The organism is Pseudomonas sp. URIL14HWK12:I6, from assembly GCF_000514195.1.
GTDB classification, from domain to species: domain Bacteria; phylum Pseudomonadota; class Gammaproteobacteria; order Pseudomonadales; family Pseudomonadaceae; genus Aquipseudomonas; species Aquipseudomonas putida_A.
Genome location: NZ_AZVL01000003.1, coordinates 328,259 through 346,662 on the forward strand (window position 1 = coordinate 328,259; position 18,404 = coordinate 346,662).

General features: G+C 63.6%; 21 protein-coding genes. 2 read left to right on the forward strand and 19 right to left on the reverse strand.

Annotated elements, in window-relative coordinates:
- Positions 1–50 precede the first annotated feature (50 nt).
- A complete protein-coding gene (locus tag H043_RS0107470; protein WP_027611324.1) occupies positions 51–488 on the reverse strand; it encodes a hypothetical protein in 438 nt (145 codons plus the stop codon).
- A 117-nt stretch (positions 489–605) separates the two neighbouring features.
- Here H043_RS0107470 and H043_RS0107475 point away from each other — a divergent pair, with 117 nt between their 5' ends.
- The gene (locus H043_RS0107475) at positions 606–911 is read left to right on the forward strand and encodes a type II toxin-antitoxin system RelE/ParE family toxin (RefSeq protein WP_027611325.1); all 306 of its coding nucleotides are present in this window, start codon (positions 606–608) and stop codon (positions 909–911) included.
- Entirely contained in the window at positions 908–1,195 is a 288-nt protein-coding gene (locus tag H043_RS0107480) for an addiction module antidote protein (RefSeq protein WP_007943750.1), read from the forward strand. The genes H043_RS0107475 and H043_RS0107480 overlap by 4 nt, the downstream gene beginning before the upstream one ends.
- A 57-nt stretch (positions 1,196–1,252) precedes the next feature.
- Here the strand turns inward: H043_RS0107480 and H043_RS0107485 are convergent, their stop codons facing one another.
- The 18 genes from H043_RS0107485 to H043_RS0107570 form a co-directional block, all read right to left on the reverse strand.
- Positions 1,253–2,056 (reverse strand): hypothetical protein, encoded by an 804-nt coding sequence (locus H043_RS0107485; protein ID WP_027611326.1) that lies wholly within the window; start codon positions 2,054–2,056, stop codon positions 1,253–1,255.
- Positions 2,057–2,081: 25 nt separating this feature from the next.
- On the reverse strand, positions 2,082–3,308 hold the full coding sequence (locus H043_RS0107490) for a beta-ketoacyl-ACP synthase (protein ID WP_027611327.1): 1,227 nt from the start codon (positions 3,306–3,308) through the stop codon (positions 2,082–2,084).
- Positions 3,308–4,036 carry a 3-oxoacyl-ACP reductase FabG gene (fabG, locus tag H043_RS0107495; RefSeq protein WP_027611328.1) on the reverse strand — a complete coding sequence of 243 codons (729 nt, stop codon included), beginning with the start codon at positions 4,034–4,036 and terminating at the stop codon, positions 3,308–3,310. The genes H043_RS0107490 and fabG overlap by 1 nt, the downstream gene beginning before the upstream one ends.
- A complete protein-coding gene (locus H043_RS0107500) occupies positions 4,029–4,493 on the reverse strand; it encodes a hotdog family protein (protein ID WP_027611329.1) in 465 nt (154 codons plus the stop codon). The genes fabG and H043_RS0107500 overlap by 8 nt, the downstream gene beginning before the upstream one ends.
- On the reverse strand, positions 4,490–5,686 hold the full coding sequence (locus H043_RS0107505; protein ID WP_027611330.1) for a beta-ketoacyl-[acyl-carrier-protein] synthase family protein: 1,197 nt from the start codon (positions 5,684–5,686) through the stop codon (positions 4,490–4,492). The genes H043_RS0107500 and H043_RS0107505 overlap by 4 nt, the downstream gene beginning before the upstream one ends.
- Positions 5,683–6,150, reverse strand: a complete 468-nt coding sequence (locus tag H043_RS0107510; RefSeq protein ID WP_049827820.1) for a hypothetical protein — start codon at positions 6,148–6,150, stop codon at positions 5,683–5,685. The genes H043_RS0107505 and H043_RS0107510 overlap by 4 nt, the downstream gene beginning before the upstream one ends.
- 122 nt (positions 6,151–6,272) lie before the next feature.
- Entirely contained in the window at positions 6,273–6,998 is a 726-nt protein-coding gene (locus H043_RS0107515) for a class I SAM-dependent methyltransferase (RefSeq protein ID WP_027611332.1), read from the reverse strand.
- Positions 6,995–8,242, reverse strand: coding sequence for an NAD(P)/FAD-dependent oxidoreductase (locus H043_RS0107520; protein WP_027611333.1), 1,248 nt, complete (start codon positions 8,240–8,242; stop codon positions 6,995–6,997). The genes H043_RS0107515 and H043_RS0107520 overlap by 4 nt, the downstream gene beginning before the upstream one ends.
- Complete coding sequence (locus H043_RS0107525; RefSeq protein WP_027611334.1) at positions 8,229–9,392, reverse strand: hypothetical protein; 1,164 nt, start codon at positions 9,390–9,392, stop codon at positions 8,229–8,231. Before H043_RS0107525 ends, H043_RS0107520 begins: the two co-directional genes overlap by 14 nt.
- Positions 9,389–11,728, reverse strand: coding sequence for an MMPL family transporter (locus tag H043_RS0107530; protein ID WP_027611335.1), 2,340 nt, complete (start codon positions 11,726–11,728; stop codon positions 9,389–9,391). Before H043_RS0107530 ends, H043_RS0107525 begins: the two co-directional genes overlap by 4 nt.
- Entirely contained in the window at positions 11,712–12,314 is a 603-nt protein-coding gene (locus H043_RS0107535; RefSeq protein WP_027611336.1) for an outer membrane lipoprotein carrier protein LolA, read from the reverse strand. The genes H043_RS0107530 and H043_RS0107535 overlap by 17 nt, the downstream gene beginning before the upstream one ends.
- Positions 12,311–12,736, reverse strand: coding sequence for a thioesterase family protein (locus H043_RS0107540; protein ID WP_027611337.1), 426 nt, complete (start codon positions 12,734–12,736; stop codon positions 12,311–12,313). Before H043_RS0107540 ends, H043_RS0107535 begins: the two co-directional genes overlap by 4 nt.
- Positions 12,729–14,273 (reverse strand): histidine ammonia-lyase, encoded by a 1,545-nt coding sequence (gene hutH, locus H043_RS0107545; RefSeq protein ID WP_027611338.1) that lies wholly within the window; start codon positions 14,271–14,273, stop codon positions 12,729–12,731. The genes H043_RS0107540 and hutH overlap by 8 nt, the downstream gene beginning before the upstream one ends.
- Positions 14,254–15,201 (reverse strand): glycosyl transferase, encoded by a 948-nt coding sequence (locus H043_RS0107550; RefSeq protein WP_027611339.1) that lies wholly within the window; start codon positions 15,199–15,201, stop codon positions 14,254–14,256. Before H043_RS0107550 ends, hutH begins: the two co-directional genes overlap by 20 nt.
- On the reverse strand, positions 15,198–15,932 hold the full coding sequence (locus H043_RS0107555) for a glycosyltransferase family 2 protein (protein WP_027611340.1): 735 nt from the start codon (positions 15,930–15,932) through the stop codon (positions 15,198–15,200). The genes H043_RS0107550 and H043_RS0107555 overlap by 4 nt, the downstream gene beginning before the upstream one ends.
- Positions 15,925–17,604: an acyl-CoA synthetase family protein gene (locus tag H043_RS0107560; RefSeq protein WP_027611341.1), complete on the reverse strand. Its 1,680-nt coding sequence runs from the start codon at positions 17,602–17,604 to the stop codon at positions 15,925–15,927. The genes H043_RS0107555 and H043_RS0107560 overlap by 8 nt, the downstream gene beginning before the upstream one ends.
- Positions 17,601–18,146, reverse strand: coding sequence for a membrane protein (locus tag H043_RS0107565; protein ID WP_027611342.1), 546 nt, complete (start codon positions 18,144–18,146; stop codon positions 17,601–17,603). Before H043_RS0107565 ends, H043_RS0107560 begins: the two co-directional genes overlap by 4 nt.
- Positions 18,143–18,397, reverse strand: a complete 255-nt coding sequence (locus H043_RS0107570) for an acyl carrier protein (RefSeq protein WP_003220947.1) — start codon at positions 18,395–18,397, stop codon at positions 18,143–18,145. Before H043_RS0107570 ends, H043_RS0107565 begins: the two co-directional genes overlap by 4 nt.
- Positions 18,398–18,404: the final 7 nt, after the last annotated feature.

Consider the following 18,404-nt stretch of genomic DNA (forward strand, 5'->3'; position numbering starts at 1 on the left):
GGTGGGAGCGAGCCTGCTCGCGAAGGCGTCAACTCAAACACCAACGCCCCTCAGGGCAACCGCACCAGATCCCCCTTCAACGCCACCCGTGTCACAAACACTCCCGCACGGCACTCATAGGTATTCAAATCCTTGCGCACATGCTGGTCGTAATAACTGACGATATTGACCACCGCATTCGCCCCGACCCGTTTGGCATCGGCCTGCAACTTGATCAGGTTCGACTGCAGCACCCACTCGCAGGAGTCGTGATCGCTCTTGTTGAAACCGTTGGTGCGCAAATCACTGACCACATCCCGGCGTAACAACTGCTGCGTGCCCTGCGGCCCGTTGCCGATCAGATAGAACTTCACACTGCCATCCAGCCGCCCGGCGCGGATCGCATCCGAGAGCACGGTTTCGAACGGCATGTACATCAGGTTGGTGGCGTGGCTGGCGATGGGCAATAGCCCGAGGAGTGCGGCGGCGATCAGGGCTTTCACTTGCATGGTCATCTCCTTGACTTTGCGAGTCAGCATTCAACGATTTAACGAGTGTAGACACCGTACGTCGGTGCAGAAAAAACCATCTGGAACATGTGTAGCTCAAGGGCTACACTTCCGAGCATGCCCGAGATTATTCGAAGTTCAACATTCTCCAGCTGGCTTTTGAAGCTGGCTGACAGCCGCGCCAGGATGCGTATTCAGGTGCGCATTGATCGTATGGCCGATGGGAATTTTGGTGATGTCAAAGTCGTCGGTGAGGGGCTCAGCGAAGTCAGAATTGACTATGGCCCCGGATATCGAGTCTATTTCATGCAACAAGGTCGGCAAGTGGTCATCCTCCTTTGTGGTGGAGACAAGAGCAGCCAACCCCGAGATATCAAGCAAGCCAAGCTCATCGCGGAGTCTTGGCAGGAGCAAAACCCATGACCGAACAATTCACTCGTTGGGACTCAGCCGAGTACCTCAAGACAGAAGAGGACATGGCCAATTATCTGGATGCCTGCATGGAGGAGGCTGGAGATGATCCTGCCTTTATCGCCAAGGCACTGGGCACCATTGCGAGAGCGCGAGGCATGACCCAAGTCGCACGTGACGCCGGGCTGTCTCGAGAAAGTCTCTACCGTGCACTGTCAGGTGAAGGAAATCCTGAGTTTGGAACGATTCTGAAAGTGGTGAAGGCGTTGGGCTTGAAGTTACATGCCAGCACTTGAGCTGAACTGAATAGCAAAGGGCGCCGCAAGGCGCCCTTTGTCGTTTCTACAGTTCAATCAATCAACGTGCGCCAAATCCCCACGCAACGCCACGCTCGACACCACAAGGCCGGCGCGGCACTGGAATTTCTCGGTGTCTTTGTACAGGTCGCGCTGGTCGACGCTGGCGATGTTGATCACGGCGTTGGCGTCGGCTTTTTTCGCGGCGTTCTGCAGGGTGGCGAGAGCCGACTGCAGGGCCCAGAAGCAGGCGTCGGCGTCGGATTTGTTCGAGCCATTGGTCTTGCGGCTGCTGCTCACGGTGTCGAGTTTGCGCACTTGCTTGGGCAGGGTTTCGCCGGCCAGGTAGAACTTCACGCTGCCGTCGAGCAGGCCGGCGTCGGTGGCGCGTTTGACGCCCTCGCGAAAGCTCAGGTAGGTCGGTTCGTCGGCGCCTTGCTTGACGATGCCCAAGTCGTTGACGAACTCGATGTCCGGGTTGATCGACAGTTCCTTGAGCACGTTGTCGCGCAGGCGGTTGACCCAGCGATTGTAGTTGCCGTGGATCTTGCCGTCCTTGGCGTCGAGGCCGTAGCTGCTGCGGTAGTCGATTTCAAACGAGGTCGGGCTGAACGGGATGTCGACTTCGGCGTGGTGACGGCCGCGTACGGTAATCGCCGCTTTGATCATGCCCGGGCGCACCGACTGCACCACCCACTGGCGATCATTGAGTGCGGTGACGATGGCGCGGCTCATCTGTTGCTGGGTGAAGCCGAGGTTGGGCGAGAACTCTTCCTTGGCGTTGTAAACCGGTTTGCTGGTGCAACCGCCGAGCACAAAGGCCAGGGCCAGCAGGGCGGCGATGCGGTGAAACTGAGTCATTCCCTTCACTCCAAAGGTGTTGCGGTCAGTGCCAGCGGCGGAAAATCAACGAGGTGTTGACGCCACCAAAAGCGAAATTGTTGTTCATCACGTACTCGTGATGCATCTGGCGGAATTCGCCGCGCAGGTAATCGAGCTTGCCGCAGTGCGGGTCGACCTCGTCGAGGTTGAGCGTGTGCACATACAGGTCGCGATTCATCATCTCGATGCTGAACCATGACTCCAGCGCCCCGCAGGCCCCCAGCGTGTGGCCGAGGAAACTCTTCTGCGAGCTGATCGGCATGTGTTCGCCGAACAGACTGCTGGTCGCCAGTGTTTCGGCAATGTCGCCCTGTTCTGTAGCGGTGCCGTGACCATTGACGTAACCGATGGCATCCGGCGTCAGCCCGGCGTCTTCCAGCGCCAGTTCCATGGCGCGGCGCATGGTCACCTGCTCGGGGCGGGTGGTGTGCTGGCCGTCGGCGTTGCTGCCGAAACCGACAATCTCGGCGTGGATCCGCGCACCGCGCGCCAGCGCATGCTCCAGCTCTTCGAGCACCAGCATGCCGCCGCCTTCGCCGATCACCAGACCGTCGCGGCCCTTGTCGTACGGACGTGGGCTGGTCTGTGGCGCGTCGTTTTTCAGGCTGGTGGCGTACAGCGCGTCGAAGACCATGGCTTCGGTCGGGCACAGCTCTTCGGCACCGCCGGCGAGCATCAGCGGCAGCCGTCCGAACTTGATCGCCTCGTAGGCGTAGCCGATGCCCTGACTGCCGCTGGTGCAGGCGCTGGACGTCGGGATCAGGCGTCCGGTGAGGCCGAAGAAAATGCTGATGTTGGCCGCGGTGGTGTGCGGCATCATCCGCACGTAGGAGTTGGCGTTGAGGCCTTCGGCCACCGAGTTGAGCAGCATGTTGCCGAACGCCTTTATCTCGTCGGTGCTGCCGGTGGATGAGCCGCAGGCCACGCCCATGCGCCCGTCCTTGATCGATTCGTCACCGAGCAGGCCGGCGTCAGCCAGCGCCTGTTCCGCCGCACCCACCGCCAGCCGTGACACCCGGCCCATGCTGCGCAGTTGCTTGCGGGTCCAGTGCGGCGGTACGACAAAATCATCTATCGGCCCGGCCAGACGGGTGTTGAGTTCGCTGAAGCGGTCCCACTCGTCCATCCGGCGGATGCCGCTGCGGTTGGCCGCGAAGTTGCCGGCGATGGTCTGCCAGTCGCTGCCCAGCGAGGTGATGCCGGCCATGCCGGTGACGACAACGCGCTTCATCAGCACAAGCCTCCGTTGACCGCCAGGACCTGGCGGGTGATGTACGAGGCTTCCGCCGACATCAGGAAATTCACCGCAGCGGCAACCTCTTCCGGGGTGCCCATGCGTTGTGCGGGGATCATTTTCATCAGCTCTTCCACCGGCACGTTTTCGTCGAGCATCGCCGTGTCGATCAGGCCCGGCGCGACGCAGTTAACGGTGATTTTGCGCTTGCCCAGTTCAATCGCCAACGCTTTCGCCGCACCGATCACCCCGGCCTTGGAGGCGCTGTAGTTGACCTGGCCACGGTTGCCGATCAAACCCGACACGGAAGTGATGCAGACGATCCGACCGGCGGCGCGGCGGCGGATCATCGGCATCATCACCGGGTGCAGGACGTTGTAGAAACCATCGAGGTTGGTGCGCAACACCACGTCCCAATCGTCATCGCTCAACGCCGGAAAAGCGCCATCGCGGGTCAGGCCGGCGTTGAGCACCACGCCGTAATAGGCACCGTGGGTTTCGACGTCGGCTTCGAGGATGGTTTTGCAGGTTTCGCGGTCGGCGACGTCGAATTGCAGGATGCGCGCGTTGCGGCCCAGCGCTTCGACTTCGGCTTTCACGGCCTGGGCTTCAGCCACTCCGCTGCGGCAATGCAGGACGATGTCATGCCCGGCCTGCGCCAGACGCAAGGCAATGGCGCGGCCGATGCCACGGCTGGAGCCGGTGACCAGTACGGATTCAGTCATCGTTCGACTCTCTGTTTTGTTCAAGGTATTGGCTGGGCTGCGGCGGGCGGAACACGTTCAAGCGTGCACTGGCCTCGATGCCGGGGGCGTTGATGTGGCATTCGAAAACACCCATGCCGTTGTCGTCTTCCAGCGAACGGATGCCATGGATAGTCAGTTCGCTGCCGGCCGGAAACGCCTCGACGTTGCACTCGAATTTACGCGTGCCGAGGAGGAAGCCGAGCTCGACCGGTTTGCCCTTCAAGCGAGCATGACAACCGGCGAAGGCGGCGACGCTCTGCGCCATCAACTCGATGCCGACCCACGCCGGCAGGCTGCCGTCGGGCAGGTTGAACAAGCCGTCGGGCTTGACCGTGAGGCGGGTGTGGATCTGCTCCTCGTCGAAGCTGAGGATGCGGTCGAGCAGAATCATGTCGCCAGCGTGGGGCAGCAGTTCGGCGAGCGGCCAGTCGTTCATGGGGCGTCTCCGATAATCAGGCTGACGTTGTTGCCGCCGAAGGCAAACGAGTTGCTCATCAGGTAGCGGGGTGCAATGGACGACAGGCGTTCGCTCGCGGTCACCCACTTCAACGCCGGCAAGTCGGGGTCGGGCTGGGCGTCCCAGACGTGTGGCGGCAGGGCGTGCTGCGGGTTGTCGGCGCTCAGGCTCAGCCAGCAGAACGCCGCTTCGAGGGCACCGGCCGCGCCGAGGGTGTGGCCGGTCATCGGCTTGGTCGACGAGCAGGCCACGCCGTCGGGGAACAGCGTGGCGACCGCCAGACTTTCCATCGCATCGTTGTGCTGGGTCGCGGTGCCGTGCAGGTTCAGGTAGCTGATTTGCGCCGCTTGCAGCTGTGCGCGGCTCAAGGCTTTCTGCATCGCTTGCAGGGCGCCGCGGCCGCTCGGTTCCGGCGCGGAAATGTGGTGCGCGTCGGAGCTGGCGCCGCTGCCGAGCAGGGCAATGGCCGGGCCGTCGCTGCGTTGTTTGCTCATCAGGAACAGCACCGCCGCTTCGCCGATGTTGATGCCGTTGCGGTTGGCCGAGAACGGATTGCAGCGCTGGTCAGACACCGCTTCCAGTGAACTGAAACCGTTGAGCGTCAGTTTGCACAGGCTGTCGACCCCGCCGCACAGCACCGCGTCGCACAGGCCCAGATCGAGCAGGCGCTGCGCGCTCATCAACGCCCGCGCACTGGACGTGCAGGCGGTGGAAATCACGTAGGCCGGGCCGCTGAGTTGCAGCCAGTCGGCGAGAAAATTCGCCGGGGCGCCGAGTTCCTGTTGCCGATAGTCGTACTCGGCCGGGAACTGCTGCTCACGAAGGTAGTGCGCCAACCCGCGACTGGCTTCGTCGATCCCCGAGGTGCTGGTGCCGAGCACCACGCCGATGCGCGCGCGACCATAGGTCTGGATCGCCCGATCGATGTCCTCGCGAATCTGCAGTGCGGCTTCCAGCAGCAGTTGATTATTGCGGCTGCTCTGGTCGGCCAGTTCGGCCGGAATCGCCGCCAGTTCACCGTGCACCGCCGCCACCGGCAACTCACGCCCGGCCACCCAGCCGGACTCGCGGCGCATGCCCGAGCAGTCACCGGCAAACAGGTTGTGAGCGACCTGGTGCTTGTCGCGACCCAGCGCGCAGATCACGCCGAGGGCATTGAGGTAGGCAGTCATGGCGTCGGTTCACCGAGAGGAGAAACCCGATAGTGCGGGCCTTGGGGCAGATTCAATTGGAAACTCAACGGTTGTGCATAACGGATCGTCCAGCGCGGCGCCAGCGTGCGTTGCTCGCCCTGCTGCTGCGCGGCGGGGTAATTGCGCGCCAGTTCGCCGGAGGGGGTCAGGGCGAACAGCAGCGCGGCAAACAGCTCCCGGGCTTCCGGGTTGGGCGGCAATAGCCCGTCGGCCTGCCAGCGACCGTCGATCAGTTGTTGACGCGCCTGGGGGATGCCCAGCGGGTCCATCATCGACCAGCGGATGCCGGAGCCTTCGCGCTGGATCACCAGCAGCCAGTCCTGGCGTTGATCGGCCTGTTGGCGTTCGATGTGCAGTTGCAGCGGTAACGGCAGCGTCGGGTTGCTCGCGGGCAGCGGGGCCTGGCTGGCGCAACCACTCAACAGGGCGAACATCACCAACATCAGCCACACCGCAAACCTTGTAGTAGTGAGCCTGCTCGCGATGACGGTGGCACATTCGAAAAACATGTCGGCTGACCCACCGCTATCGCGAGCAGGCTCACTCCTACAGGTTATGTGTCGCATCAGAGACCACCTTCAAGCGGCTTGCGCGCGACGACATTCACCAACGTTTCCTCACGCTCGCCAAACGGCTTCGGCCGGCGCAACCCGAACCGCTCCAGCAAGCCGAAATCCTTCGAACGACTCCACCACAAATACGGGTACGAGACATTGCGTTCGCCAAACTCGAAACCCTGCTGGCGAATCATCTCCAGGTACTGCGCCGCGCTCTTCTGCACATGCATCGGATGGCGGAACAGCCAGCGAATCACCCAGGTATCAATGTAAGCCTCGGTGGACTCGGCGAACAGCAGATAACCGCCCGGTTTGAGTACGCGGTAGAACTCGGCGAGGGCTTTTTCCTGTTCAACCAGATGATGAAAGGTCTGGTGGCAGAACAGCAGGTCGACACTGGCATCGGCCACATTGAGCGTTGCGCAGTCGCTGCCGATCAGCTCGACATCGAAACCCTGGCGCGCCGCTTCTTCGGCGCTCAGTTGCAGGCTGTGCGGATCGGCATCGACGCCGATCAGACGCTGTGGGGCGAAGGTCTGGTGCAGGTGGCGGAACGATTTGCCCTGACCGCAGCCGGCATCCAGCAGCACCGGATGGGCCGGCAGCGACTCGCTGAACAATCCGCGCAAATCGTTGATCGCCACGCGCAACACATGGTGCTGCCAGGTGTGGCTGCGCAGGAACCAGAAACCGAAGCGGGTTTCCTCGACGTAGCTGTCGCTCAAGTAATTCATGGGGCGTCCTTTGCACAGAGTTCGGAAATCATCTTCAACCGGCGGCGCGCTTCGCTGACGAACGGGTTGCGTTCATCCCAGGCATAACCGGCGAGGATCGAGCAGATCATTCGGCGAATCTCCGCCTGACTGTCTTGATAAAAAATCACGTCCTGAAAGGTGCCGGCATACCAGCCTTCGACGTAGCAGCGGAAGGTGTCGACCCCACGTTTGAGCGGTTCGGCGAATTCGCGCTGCCAATCGACGGCTTCGCCCTGCAACTGCCGGTGCAGGACGGCGGCGGCCATGCTCGCCGAACGCATGGCGATGGTCACGCCGGAGGAGAACACCGGGTCGAGAAATTCCGCGGCGTTGCCGAGCAGGGCGAAGCCGGGGCCATGCAGGGTTTTCACATTCGCCGCATAACCACCGAGGGCGCGCGCCGGAGTGTCCCACACCGCGTTGTTCAGCACGCCGGCGAGGCTTGGGGTTTCGGCGATGAAGCCGCGCAGGCAGGCGTCCAGATCGCTGTCGCGACCCTTGAAGTGTTCGGCGGCAGCGACCACGCCCACCGAGCAGCGCCCGTTGCTGAACGGGATCGTCCAGAACCAGATGTCGCGGTGCTCGGGGTGGGTGGTGACGAGGATCTTCTCGCGGTCGAAGGCCGGGTTGTCGATGTGATCTTCAACGTGGGCGAACACCGCCTGGCGCACCGGGAAATTCGATGGCGCTTCCAGATCGAGTAAACGCGACAGCACGCGCCCGTAGCCGCTGGCGTCGAGTACGAAATCCGCTTCGACGCGGTACTCGCTGCCGTCTTCGCGTAGCACGTCGAGCTGCGGTTTGGCCCGGTCGAAATCAACGCGGACGATGGCATCGCCGTAACGGATCTCGGCACCTTGCAGTGCAGCCTGATCGGCCAGCAGCTTGTCGAAATCGGCGCGCTGCACCTGGAACGTGGTGGGTTTGCCTGCGGTGAAGGTGTCGCTGAAATCGAAGGCGCTGTAGCGCTCGCCCCAAGCGAACGCAGCACCGGTCTTGCGCTGGAATCCGGCGGCGTTGACGGCGTCGAGCATGCCGGCTTCTTCGACGAAGTCCAGGCAATGGCTGAGCAGGCTTTCACCAATGGAAAACCTCGGGAAGTACTGGCGCTCGAGCACCAGCACATCGTGGCCCTTGCGCTTGAGCAGGGCGGCGGCGATGGCGCCGGACGGGCCGGCACCGATGATCACTACCTGACGACGTTGCATTTCAACGGTTGGCACGTGAACTCCCGGGCACAGTGGCGGTGGTTTTCAGAGGCGCGCGGTGCAGGCCGATCAGGGCCGGCAACAGCGTCGCGATCAGGCCCATCAGCATCAGCGCGAAGTACAGCGCCGGGCTGATCAGCTGTTGTTGCAGCAACAGGTTGAGAAAGACGATTTCACTCAGGCCACGAATATTCAGCAGCACGCTTTCACGCCAGCGGCTGGCGCCTTCGAACGACGCACCGGCCCAGCCCAGGCCCAGCCAGTTGCCGAGCAGTTTACTGGCAATCGGCAACAGCAGCAGCGCCGCCCATTGCACCGCGCCGAGGCTGGCGAGGGCGCTGTGCACGTCAATCTGCACGATACCGAAGGTGAGGATCAGCGGGATCGCGATCCATGTCTGCAAACGGCTCATCCACCGCGCCGGCAATGGCAGCACCAGCGGCACTTTCAGCAAGGCCATGCACAGCAGATAACCGATGCCGAAAATCAGTGCGTTGAGTTTGTAGTGCTCGGCCAGCACCAGCAGCGCAAAGAAACCAAGGCTGTAGGTCAGCGGTCGACGCACGCGCAGCAGATGCAACAGCAGCGGCACGCAGGCCAGTCCCAGCGGCAGCAACAGACTGCTCAGATGCAGACTGCCCTGAGCGAGACCGAACAGCGTCCAGCAGGTCAGGTCGATGAGGATGGCGGTCTGCACCAGACGCCGGGTGGCGGCGGGCGGATAGTCGATGTGGCGCAGGTACAGGTACAGCACCGGGATCGCCGTGATCGCGAACACCAGACCGATCGCCAGCGAGTTCAGCCACGGTTGCGCTGGCAGCAACCAAGCGGCGGCCGCCAGACCGGAGGCAAATGGCACGGCAAAACTCGGCACGGCGATTTTCACGCTCTGGCGGTCCAGACGCAGGTCGATCACATCACTGAGAATGTGCCCGAGCAACAGCGCGAAACTCAGGCTGTAGAGGTCTTTCAGCCACACCGGCGCAATCAGCTCGGCACCGCTGAGCTGCCAGCCCGGTTCGATCCAGAAATACATCAGCAGCGGCAACCCGAAGCTGGCCAGCAGCAACTGGCTGACGATCGGGATCAGGCCGAAATGCCGACCGACACGGGTCGCCACAGCGAACAGCGCCAAGGCCATCAGCCAGAAACCGACGACCATCACGCTGCCGGCTCCACGACGGCGGCGCGGTGGACGTGACGTCCGGCCCACGGCGCCAGAATGAAACTGAAGGCCAGCCCCAGGCTCACCGACAGGCCGAAATTGCTCACCGCCGGCGTGCTCGACACCGCCAGCAAACCGAACGACAGCCAGGTCGTCAGCGCTGCCAGCAAGGTGCCCAGCAAGCTGACAGCCGCACCGCCGACCTGCTCACGCATGAGGATCGCGTAATCGACGCTGATCGCCGTCACCAGCAGCAGGCCGAACAGGCTGAACAGGGTCAGCGGCTGACCGAGCCAACCGAGACTGGCCAGGCTGCACAGCGCCGCCAGCAGCGGCAAGGCGACGATGCGCAACGCGCCGCCGAAGCCGAACGGCACGGTCAGCACCAGCACAATCAACACGCAGGAGGCGAGTTTTAGTTCGGCGGCGCTGATCTGGGTCGCGGCGAACACGTTGTTCAATTCGCCGAGACGATCCACCAGCATCACCCCCGGCAAGTCCAGGGCTTGCACCCGCAGCAGTGACGGATTGTTCAGGCCTTGCAGGCTGGTCATCGCCGCCACGCCGTCAGCGGTCGGGCCGAGCCACAGCGTACGGTAAGGCTCGCCTAACGGCCCGGCCAGTGCCGCGTCGATGTCTTCGGCAGGCAGGTTCTGCAACTGCTGCAACTCGGTTTGCAACGCCGCGAGCGGTACGCCGAGCTCGAGCAGTGGCTGCCAGTATTGCGGCAGTTTGCTCAGCGCTTCGCGAACCTGCTGTTGCTGGCTCGGCGGACTGAGCAGTTGATCGAGGGCCAGATAGCCTTGCAGTTTGTCGAGGTTGACCAGTTGCTGCAGACGCTCGCTCAACGCGGCCTGACGCTCCAGCAGTTGCTGCTGATTGGCGCCGCGCACGAGGAAGAACTGGCTGGTCGGCTGATAGCCAGTGATGCGCGCGATGGTCTGCGCTTCATCGGTCAGGCGTTGTGGCGCACCGACCCACTGGCGGATGTCGTTCTTGCTTTGCAGCTGCACCAGACCGCCAGCGCAGAACGCGATCAACAGCGCCAGCAGCACCGGGGTGCGCACGTGTTCGAGCAGGGTTTCGCGCAGTTGCACCAAGCGCTCGGCCAGGCGCAGCGGCCATTGCGCCGGTTGCAGCTCAACGTTGTTCAGCAGGGCCGGCAGCAGGCACACCGCCGACAGATAGGCACCGAGCAATCCTGCGGCAGAGAACACCGCGATTTGTGTCAGCGCCGGGAAGGGCGTCCAGGCCAGCGCCAGATAACCGATGGCGCTGGTGATCAGGCTCAGCGTCAGTCCGGAGAGTGTCAGGCGCAGCGCCGGCCAGCTGCGCCACGGCTTGAGGCTCCAGCTTTTCGACAGATAGTGCAGCGGGTAATCCACCGCCACGCCGATCAGGCTGGAGCCGAGTACCAGGGTCATCACGTGCATGTGGCCGAACAGCGCCACGCAGGCCACCGCGCCGAACAGCATGCCCACCAGCACCGGCACGAACGCCAGCAGCACCCGCCAGCGGCGAAACGCCAACAGCAGCAACAACAGAATCCCGAGAGTGGCGCCGCCGCCGACCCAGGTCATTTCGCGGGTGGCTTGTTGCTGGCCGTTGGCGGCGTACAGCAGACCGCTGGCGGCCAACAGTTGTACGTCGGATTTCGCCGCCTGCTCGCGACTGTGCTGCAGCAGATCAGCGACTTTCAGCGGCAGGTTCATGTCGAAGGCATTGCCGGTGGTGCGCGCGCGCAGCAGCACCCAGCGCTTGCCGTCGGCATCGGCGACCAGTGCGCCGCTGCCGATGTCCAGTTGCACCGCGCCGTGTTTCGGCTGGCTGTTCTGAATGCGTCCGGTCAGGCCCAGCCAGTCGTCCTGGCTCGGCACCAGGGTGAAACCGTTGAACGGGTCGAACAGCGCCTGCACCCGTTGCTGAATGAACGCATCGGGATGCTCGCTCAGCAGTTGCCGGTCATCTGCCGAGAGCATCGCCAGCCGCCCTTGCAGCAGTTGCGTGCGCAGCGCCGGCAGATCCGCCTGCAGGTTCCACTGGACCTTTTCGAACAGACCGCTGGCCTGCCATTGCTCGCCCAAAGTCTGGGCCATGGCCACCGCTTGCTGGCGATCAGTGTGACCGACCAACACCAGCATTTCCCGATTGAGCGGCTCCTGCATGCGCTGTTCGGCGCGCAGTTCGAGGGCGTCAGGGTTGGTTCCGGGCACCAGCTCCATGAGGTTGGCCGACAGTGGCGCACCGTCGCGCCACTGCCACCCGGCCAGCGCGACGACTGCCAGCAGCAGGATCAGAAACAGCCACGGCAGCCTGCGCTCACTGGGCAAAGTCATGTTGCTCCGCTTCGCTCAACGGTTGACCGGAGGTGCTGTCCTGCATGCGCAGCACGGTGCTGTCGCCCTGGGTTTCCAGCAGCTCGATGGTCTGCACCAGCTCACCGCCGTCGATATTGATCTGATTGAACACTTGCTTGAGCAGCACTGAACGCGGGGTCAAGGTGAGTTTCCACCGCTGCGCATCACCGCTCAGGGCCAGTTCGAAATCCCGTTGCAAACCGCTGCTGTCGCCTTGCAGCACAGCGAGGAACAAGCGGTTCTGTTCGGCACCGGCGCTCTTGTTCGGCAGCAACTGCCAAGCGTTGCCGTCACGACGGGCGATGCCGTTGGCGGTGATGCGGTAATCCTGTTGCAGCGGGGTCTTGAGCAGCCAGAGCAGGCCGTGATTTTTCGCCAGCACGAAGCTGCCCTTGCTGATCAACGGCTGAGGCAGCGCGCGCAGATGTTTTTCCTGAATGAACTGGCCGTGGATCACGTCCGGTTTCGCCAGTTGCTCGCTGAGCTGTTGCAGGTCGAAGGCGTTGGCCAGCGTCGACACGGCGAGCAGCGCCATCGCGCCAAGGCATTTGCAGAACAGGTTCATCGCAGCATCCTTTCCACCGCATCGGTGAACACTTTGGGTGAGGCCAGTTGCATCTCGCGGCTGCTGATCTCGACCGCCACCTGCACCGAGCTGGCACGGGTCAGGCGTTCGCCGGTCTGCAGGTCGGTGATCAGATAATTGATCTTCAAGCGGTTCTCCCACTCCACCAGACTGGCGCGTACGTTCAAGCGCTGGCCGAACACCGCGCCGCGCACATAACGCAGTTGCAGGTCGATGATCGGCCACGCGTAACCGGATTCGGACATCTGCGTGTAGTTGTGGCCGATCTGGTCGAGCAGCGCGCAGCGCGCCACTTCCAGGTATTTGACGTAATGCCCGTGCCAGACCACGTGCATAGTGTCGACGTCGAAAAACGGTACGAGGATTTCCGTGTCGGCGTGCAGCACTCCGGCGCTACGCATGCAGCCTCCAGTGTTGCTCGGCGATACGTTGCAGACACAGGCGCAATTCGCCTTCGAGTGCACGGTCTTCGATGACCGGCGGGAAGTCCTTGGCCAGCTCTTCGTGCATGGCGGCCAGCGAAGGTGGCAGCGCGCGTGCGTCTTCATCGCGACCGCGCAGCCAGACGCCCTGATTGGCCGCGAGCAAGGTGGCGGCGGCGACCTGCTCGGTCAGCTCCAATACGCGGATCGCGTCACGGGCGGCGATGGTGCCCATGCTCACCTTGTCCTGGTTGTGGCACTCGGTGGAGCGTGAGAACACGCTGGCCGGCATGGTGTTTTTCAGCGCTTCGGCGGTCCAGGCGCTGGTGCCGATCTGCACAGCCTTGAAACCGTGGTTGATCATGGCGCGATCCGCCGGGGCGCCGGACAGGTTGCTCGGCAAACCGTGGTTGTAGCGCTCGTCGACCAGCAGCGCGAGCTGCCGGTCGAGCAGGTCGGCGACGTTGGCCACCAGATTTTTCAGGCTGTCCATGGCGAACGCGATGTGCCCGCCGTAGAAGTGCCCGCCGTGCAGCACGCGTTCGGCTTCGGCGTCGATGATCGGGTTGTCGTTGGCGCTGTTGAGTTCGGTCTCGATGAACGCACGCAGCCAGTTCAGGCTGTCGGCCAGCACCCCGAGCACGTGTGGGGCGCAGCGCAGCGAGTAGCGATCCTGCAGGCGATGCAGCGGCGCGGTCGGCGCGTCGATCGCCAGATCCTTGCGCAGCCATGCGGCGACTTGCATCTGCCCCGGATGCGGCTTGGCGGCGAACAGACGCTCGTCGAAGTGTTCCGGATTGCCTTGCAGCGCGACCACGTTGAGCGCGGTGATGCGCGTGGCGAGTTGCAGCAGATAGTCGGCGCGGGCGAAGGCGAGGCAGGCGAGGCCGGTCATCACCGCCGTGCCGTTCATCAAGGCCAGCGCTTCTTTCGGGCGCAGCACCAATGGCGTCCAGCCCAGTTCGCGATGCACGTCGGCCGCTTGCCGGCGTTCGCCACGGAACAGCACGTCGCGCTCGCCGGACAGGGTGGCGGCGACGTAGGACAGCGGCGTCAGATCACCGCTGGCACCAACCGAACCTTCTTCGGGGATCAGCGGCAGGATGTCGTGTTCGAGGAAGGCGTGCAGGCGCTCCAGCAGTTCGATCCGCACTCCGGACACGCCGTGGCACAGCGACTGCAAACGCGCCGCCAGCACGGCGCGGGTGGCTTGCGCGTCGAGCAGTTTGCCGAGGCCGCAACCGTGGAAGGTGTAGAGATGACGCGGCAGTGCCTCGACGTGATGCAGCGGCACCGCGACCACGCAGGAATCGCCGTAACCGGTGGTCACGCCGTAGATCACGCCTTCCTTGTCCAGCAGCGAATCGAGGAACCGTGCGCCTTTGGCGATGCGCTCGCGGTAAGCGGCGTCGCTCTGCAACTGCACGGGCGCCTGACGGTTGGCCAGGGCCAGCACGTCTTCGATGCGCAAAGGGCGTTCGCCGAAGGTTACCGGCTCATGGGTTGGCGTCGTCATCGGTCTTCCAGAAAGGGTAAAAGTTGAACCATTGGTGCGGGGCTTCGAGGCAATAGTGACTCAGGCGCTGCGCATAGCGGGTGGCCCACTGATGAATGACCTGCTCGCGCTCGCGGCGTGTCCAGGTCACGCTGTCGGCGAACGGCTCGAGGGTCAGGCGATAGTGGCCGTCCGGTTGTTTCAGGCACATCAGCAGATTGACCGGGCATTTGAGCAAACCGGCCAGCAACCACGGGCCTTGCGGAAACGCTGCCGGGTGGCCGAGAAAATCCACGTTGACGCTGCGCCCGCCATGCAACGGTACGCGGTCGCCGGCAATCGCCAGCCATTCGCCGCGCTCCAGACGTTCGTGCAGTTGCAGCATGATCACCGGATCCAGTTCGCTGACCTGAATCAGGCGCAGATTGGTCGCCCCGGCCTCGCCCAGCAAACGGTTGAACTGCTCGGCGTGCTTGGTGTGCACCAGCACATTCATGGTGACCTTTTCGCCGATCTCGGCCAGCGCCCGGCAGACTTCGAGGTTGCCCAAGTGCGCGCCGACCAGCAGTTGCCCGCGACTGCCGCGCAACTGATTGCGCAGCAATGCCGGGTCGATGATTTCGATCTGCTCAATGCGGATCTTGCCGTTCCACACGTCGAGCTTGTCGAGCAGCGAATCGGCGAACGCCATGAACTGGCGGAACACCCGCCAGTAACTCGGTCGCAATTCGGCACGCTGGCTCCAGTCGGCCAGCCGTTGCTGGTATTGCCAGGCACTGTTGCGCGCGGTACGGCCGAACAGGAAGAAGTACAGGACGATGCCGTACAGCAGCGGACTGAGCAGACGCCGGCCAAGCACCTTGGCGGCGAACGCGGTGAATTTCATCAGCAGGAAGCTGCCGCGTTCTTCGCGGTCGGCCCAGTGCTTCTTGTCGGTCTCGACGCTCATGTGCGCCACCGGCGCCAGAGGATCAGCGGCAGGCGCAGCAGCATGCCGAAGAATAACCGGGTGTGCATGCTGGAAATCAGCGCGTTGTCGTGCAGCAGACGGAAGTGCGAGACGCCATCCAGCGGGTAATGCACGCTGGTCTGCAGCCAACGCATCGGCTGGTTGCGCCACGACAGGCGCACGAGGATGTCGGAGTCGAAATCCATGCGCTTGCCGACCCGCGCCGAGTCGATCACCGCCAGCGTCGGGGCCAGCGGATAGACGCGAAAACCGCACATCGAATCGCGGATCTGCAACGACAGCGTATTGATCCAGACCATCACGTGGGTCAGATAACGTGCGTACAAGCGGCCCTTGGGCACGCTCTCGTCGAACAGCGGATAACCGCAGATCATCGCTTCCGGGTGGGCGCGGGATTCCTCGACGAAACGGGCGACGTCGTGCAGGTCGTGCTGGCCGTCGGCGTCAACCTGCAGGGCATGGGTGAAGCCCAGACGCGCAGCTTCGCGCAGGCCGGTCATCACCGCGCCGCCCTTGCCCTGATTGAGGGTCAGGCGCACCAGATGCACGCTTTCGCGTTCGGCCAGCGCATCCAGCACTCGCGCGCAGGACGGGGTGCTGGCGTCGTCCACCAGAATGCACGGCAGGCCTTGGGCGAGCAGCGCGTCGACCACGGTGCCGATCGCGGTTTCATGGTTGTAGACCGGAATTACGGCGCAAGGGTTATGCATCGGCGGCTCCTAGCAGGATTCGTCCGCTGGAGCAGGTCGCGGTGTCGTTACGGTAGGCGAAATACAGTTTGCCGCGCTCGGGATCGAAACGCAGGTGCAGCTGGATTTCATCGCCCGGGCGCACCAGTTGCTGGAATTTCAGCACTTCCATGCCGGCAAATTTGCCGGCCAGGTTCAGCAGTTGTCGGCCAAGGTTCAGCGCCCATTCGACCTGTACCACACCGGGCAGCACCGGGGCCTTGGGGAAGTGGCCGCTGAAGTAGGCCAGGTCCGGCGGAACACTCAATTGCAGGCTCCACTCGCCGTCGGTTTCGACCTGCTCCAGCACTTCCGGGGCTTTCGGCCGTGGCGCCAGCAGCAGCGCTTCGATGTCGGCCTGCGGCAGCTTGCCCTGGCTGTTCAGCGGCAGTTGTCGCACCAGACGCCAGCGCCGGGGCAAGGCCAGGGCTTCGCAATGCTGGCTCAGGTGTTTGCGCAGGGCTTCGGTCAGGCTGCGGCGGCCGTGCTCGCGCAAGGCGAACAGGCCCGCTTCGCTGAGCACCAGCAAGGCGCCAAGCACCGCACGGTTTTCTTGAACCACGCCCAGCCGCGCTTCGGCGACCCACTCGTGGGCGACCAGTGCCTGTTCGAGCATCGGCAGGGAGATGCGCTTCTCTTCGAGTTTGACGATCCGGTCCAGCCGCCCGAGCAGTTCGAAACGCCCGTCGGCGGCAATGCGCGCGGCATCGGCGGTGTGCTCGACATGCCCGGCTGGCAGGTAGGGCGAGGCGATCAGCAGGGCGCCGTCGCTGTCCTGACTCAGTTCAACCCCGGCGAAGGGCTGCCACAGGCTGGCGCCCTGACGCCAGGCGATGCCGCCGGTTTCCGAGCTGCCGAGGATTTCGGTCGGCCACTGTTGCAGGCGTTGCTGCAGGCTCTGCGCCGCGTCTGCGGGTAAAGCGCCGCCGGAGGAAAACACCCGGCGCACGGCGCTCAGGGCCGGCCAGTCGAGGTTGTCGCCCATGCGTTTGAGCAGTGCCGGGCTGCCGACCCAGGCGAAGGCCGGGTGTTCGCGGCTGGCGCGCTGCAGGTCTTCCGGGAACGCCAGTTGCCTGCGCACGAACGGCCGTCCGGCGCACAGCGGCCACAGCACCCGGAACAACAAACCGTAGATGTGCTGGGTGGCGACGCTGCCGATGATCCAGGCTTCACCCAGATCCGCGCCCCACAGTTGCTCCAGTGCCTCGACCTCGTTGGCCAGTTGGCGCAGGGTCTTGTCGATACGCTTGGGCTCGCCGCTGGAGCCGGAGGTGCACAGGCTCAGGCGGCACTGCTCGAGGTCGAGTTCAGCACCGGGCAGGGCCGGCTGCAGCAGATCGCTCAAGTGAGCATCATCGGGGTGATCGCTCAACCACAGATCGACCTCACTCGACCAGCGCTGGCGGGTCTGCGCTTGCAGGTCGGAGGGCAGCAGGACGGCGACGCCCGCGCGCCAGGCGCCGAGCAGGGCGATGGCGAGGTCGGCGGCATCTTCCAGATGCACCGCCATGCGCTGCACGCCGCGTGCCTGCAGGCCGGCGGCAACGCTCAGCGCCTGCTCGCGCAGTTGCGTGTGGTCGAGCGCCGGGGCGGCGCTGATCGCGCGCTCCGGCAGGGCCTTGAGCAACAGTTGCTCAAGTTTTATCCAGTTCATTTACGGCCTCTTACCCGTTGTCGTATCAGCCATTCAATGGCAAACATCAGGCCGATCAATCCGTAGGAGATCAGGCCGGTGTACAACATCCACCAATGCAGCGGCGCCCACAGGGTCAGGAGCGCGGCGCACAAACCGTTGCAGAAGAAAAACACGCTCCAGGCCACCGTGACCTGGCGGGTGTAGCGGATCGCTTCGGGCGGCAATTGCGGCTCGCGCAATCGCGCCAGACGCTCGACCATCGGCGGCCCGTATTTCAGGCTCAGGCTGAACAGCACCAGCATGAAGCCGCTGATCAGCACCGGATACCAGCGCAGCAACAGCGGACTGTCGAACAGCGCCAGCAGCAGGCAGAACACGATCGCTACGCAGGCCATCCAGCGGCTGCCGGGTTTGCGCTCGCCGGTCAGCGCGCGCGCCAGCCACAGCCCGCCCAGCAGCAGTCCGAACTGCCACGGGGCGAAGTGCTCCATGCCGAAATACACCGCAAAGGGGTACAGCAGCCCCGCCAGCAGCAGGCCGAGGCCGATCAATCGGCTCATGCGGCCGGTTGAACCAGACGGTAGACCGCCTCGACCACGTCACCGACGGTGCGCACCGATTTGAATTCTTCGGCGGCGATTTTCTTGCCGGTCTGGCGTTTGATGTGATCGATCAGGTCGACCGCGTCGATGCTGTCGATCTCCAGATCCTGATACAGGTTGGACTCCAGGCTGATCCGCGCCGGATCCAGTTCGAACAGCTCGACCAAGGCATCGCGCAGGGTGTTGAAAATGTCGTCACGAGTTTGCATGGTCCGG